The following is a 3,105-nucleotide window of genomic DNA, read 5'->3' as shown; positions in this document are numbered from 1 at the left end:
ACGTCCTCGGGGGAGCGCCGGGCATCTTCTCGGCGCGCTGGGCGGGCCGGCACGGCGACGACCGCGCGAACCTCGAGCTTCTCCTGGCCCAGCTCGCCGACGTGCGCGACGAACACCGCGGCGCCGCCTTCGTGTGCGCGGCGGCGCTCGTGATTCCGGCGGACGACGGCGATGGGCCCACCGAGCACGTCGAATACGGCGAACTCAAGGGGACGCTGCTCCACGAGCCCCGCGGCGACGGGGGCTTCGGCTACGACCCGATCCTGCTGCCCGAGGGCCTCGACCGCAGCTGCGCCGAGCTCAGCCGCGACGAGAAGAACGCGATCAGCCACCGTGGGCAGGCCTTCCGGGCGCTGCTCCCGGAGATCGTCGCGGCGCTTTCGGACGACGCTTAACCCAGCGGCTGGGGTGCGCTTGGCGCGAGGGCGCGCCTCGGGGCCTCGTCCCTAGGGCTAGGCCCAGCCAAGCTGCCCTGGTTCAGCGCTCGGGCTCGTTCTCTTCGCTGCGCTCGGCGGCTGCCTCAGCCGCGCCCGCTGCGCGGCCCTTCGCGAGCCACCCCTTCACGAACTCGACGATGATCGGGATGATCGAGACGAGGACGATCACCACGAAGATGAGGTCGATGTTCTTCCCGACCCATTCGTACTGTCCGAGCCATGCGCCGAGCAGGGTCACGCCCGCGCCCCACGGGATGGCGCCGAGCACGTTGTAGAGGAAGAATTTCCGCCGGTCCATTCCGGCGACGCCCACGATCACGGGGACGAACGTCCGGATGATCGGCACGAAGCGCGCGAGGATGAGCGACTGGCCGCCGTGCCGCTCGAAGAACGCGTGGGCCTTGCGCACGTTCTCCTGCTTGAAGAACCGCGAATCGGGGCGGCTGAACAGCGAGGGGCCGATCTTCGCGCCGATGAGATAGCCCACCTGGTTGCCGAGAATGGCCGCGATGACGACGAGCAGCGCGAGCAGCCAGATGTTGAACTTGACCGCGCCGGTGGCCACGAGCAGCCCGGCCGTAAAGAGCATCGAGTCGCCCGGCAGGAAGAATCCGATGAGCAGTCCCGTCTCCGCGAAGATGATCGCGCAGATCACGAGCACAACCCACGGGCCGAGCGGCGAGTCCCGCAGGAAGACGTCGGGGTTGAGCCAATCCGGGAGGAATGAGGCAGTCCTCGGCTGGACGGCTGCGGGCAGGGTGGCGGCGAGTTCGGTCAGCACGGCACGGATCACCCTCCAAGGGTACCGGCGCCCCGTGCGTTGCTTTGCGCGTGACGTTGTGCCGGACTTCGCCGGAGCGCGTGGCGATCCCGGGCCGCACGGCCTCGCGCGACTAAGCTCGCCGCGTGGCTCTGGACTTCACCGCAATCGACTTCGAGACAGCCAACGGCTTCCGCGGGTCGCCGTGTGCGGTGGGGCTCGTCAAGGTCCGCTCGGGCAAGGCGGTGGAGACCGCCACGTGGCTCATGCGGCCTCCGGCAGGTCACGACGAATTCGACCCCCGCAACGTCGCGATCCACGGTATTCGGCCCGACGACGTCGCGGGCCGCCCGCGCTTCGGTGAGCTGTTCGCCGAGATCGGCGGCTTCATCGGGGACGACGTGCTCGCGGCCCACAACGCCGCTTTCGACCTGGGCGTCATCCGCTCGGCGCTCGAGGTCTCGGACATGGCAGCCCCCGCCTACGACTACGCGTGCACCGTGGTGCTCTCGCGCCGCACGTACGATCTGCCCTCGCACTCGCTCCCCTTCGTCGCGGAGGCAGCGGGCGTCCCGCTCGTGAACCACCACGACGCTACCGAGGACGCCGCCGCGTGCGCGGGCATCCTCGTGGACATTGCGCAGCGCCACGGCGCGACGAGCGTCGAAGGGCTCTACGGGTCCCTCCACCTCGCGCTCCCGCGTCACTCAGAGTTCATCCCGGGCCGGGACGAGTTCTCTGCGCCCACCGCGAAGGCTCTCCGCGCCGTCGTCCGCCCCGCACCGAGCGCGGCGGCGCCCGTTCCAGCGGGCCGGCGCACGTGGGCGCCGTGGCCCGAGGAGGGTGGCAACCCGGCCGCGAACGCCGCCGCAGACCCCGCCCACCCGCTGTTCGGACACCGGATCGTGTTCACGGGAAGCCTGGGTATGACGCGGGCCGAGGCGAAGAGCCAAGCTGCGGCGCTCGGTGCCCAGCCCGCGAGCTCCGTCACGCGGGCCACGACGCTTCTTGTGGTCGGCGACGGCTTCGTCGCCGCCGACCTCGCGAGGGGCAACCCGGCGGGCGGCTCTGGGCCCAAGACTTCCAAGGCCCGCCGAGCGCTTGAGCTGCGCTCCGCCGGGTATCGCGTCGAGGTGCTCTCGGAAGGCGAGTTCCTTCAGATGCTCGGCGGGGAGTGGCCGGCCCGGAGCGCGTGACGCGGGGACGCCGGGGAAAGTAGCCCGAGGTAACAAGTAGTACAGCGCAACATTCCTTCCGCGCGGCGCGCTGCCGTTCCTAGGCTGGGACGGTGACTACCACCGGATCAGCTTCCGCGACCACCCGCACCAGCGCCCTGCGGCGCGCGTTCGAGTTCCCGAATCCCGTGAACGAGTACGCCGCCCGCTCCACCGCCGGCGTCGTCGTGGTGCTGAGCCTCGTGACTCTCGCGCTCGGACTGACCGTGGGGTGGGGCTGGCCGCTGTGGATCATCGCCCTCGGGTTCTGGCTCCGCGTGGCGGGCGGCCCGCGCTACTCGCCGGTCGGGCGGCTCGCCGTGCACGTGATCGCGCCGCGCTTCGGCCGCGCACGCCTCGTCGCGGGCCCGCCGAAGCGCTTCGCCCAGACCATCGGCGCCGTGCTCTCGACGGCCGCCGCGATCCTGTGGGCAGTGGGGCTCGCCCCGATCGCGTGGGTGCTTCTGGGGCTGCTCATCGTCGCGGCCTCGCTCGAGGCGTTCGCGGGGTTCTGCCTCGGTTGCTGGATCTTCGGCAAGCTCCAGGCCGCGGGCGTCATCCCCGAGAGCGTGTGCGAGGCGTGCAACAACATCGCGCTGCGCAGATCCTGAATACCTAATCCTCCGCGCCCGATGCCCTCGCGAGCGTCGCGGCGAGTTCGGCGGCGATGTCCGAGCCCTCGAGGCGGCGCGCC

At 71.0% G+C, this 3,105-nt stretch carries 4 protein-coding genes; 3 read left to right on the top strand and 1 reads right to left on the bottom strand.

Features of this window, described 5'->3' with window-relative positions:
* Nucleotides 1–395, top strand: a 395-nt coding sequence (locus ACLN58_RS20130) for a non-canonical purine NTP pyrophosphatase (RefSeq protein ID WP_415857008.1), incomplete at its 5' end; no start/stop codon positions are given.
* 82 nt (nucleotides 396–477) lie between these two features.
* Here ACLN58_RS20130 and ACLN58_RS20125 read toward each other — a convergent pair.
* Nucleotides 478–1,230, bottom strand: a complete 753-nt coding sequence (locus ACLN58_RS20125; RefSeq protein ID WP_415857007.1) for a VTT domain-containing protein — start codon at nucleotides 1,228–1,230, stop codon at nucleotides 478–480.
* 113 nt (nucleotides 1,231–1,343) lie between these two features.
* Between ACLN58_RS20125 and ACLN58_RS20120 the strand changes: the two genes are divergently transcribed.
* Both ACLN58_RS20120 and ACLN58_RS20115 read left to right on the top strand, forming a co-directional pair.
* Nucleotides 1,344–2,393: an exonuclease domain-containing protein gene (locus ACLN58_RS20120; RefSeq protein WP_415857006.1), complete on the top strand. Its 1,050-nt coding sequence runs from the start codon at nucleotides 1,344–1,346 to the stop codon at nucleotides 2,391–2,393.
* Nucleotides 2,394–2,485: 92 nt separating this feature from the next.
* Nucleotides 2,486–3,022, top strand: a complete 537-nt coding sequence (locus tag ACLN58_RS20115) for a DUF4395 domain-containing protein (RefSeq protein ID WP_415857005.1) — start codon at nucleotides 2,486–2,488, stop codon at nucleotides 3,020–3,022.
* Nucleotides 3,023–3,105: the final 83 nt, after the last annotated feature.

It is taken from the genome of Sinomonas sp. G460-2 (assembly GCF_047759905.1).
In the GTDB taxonomy this organism is placed as follows: domain Bacteria; phylum Actinomycetota; class Actinomycetes; order Actinomycetales; family Micrococcaceae; genus Sinomonas.
This window is presented reverse-complemented; position numbering and strand designations above follow the sequence as displayed.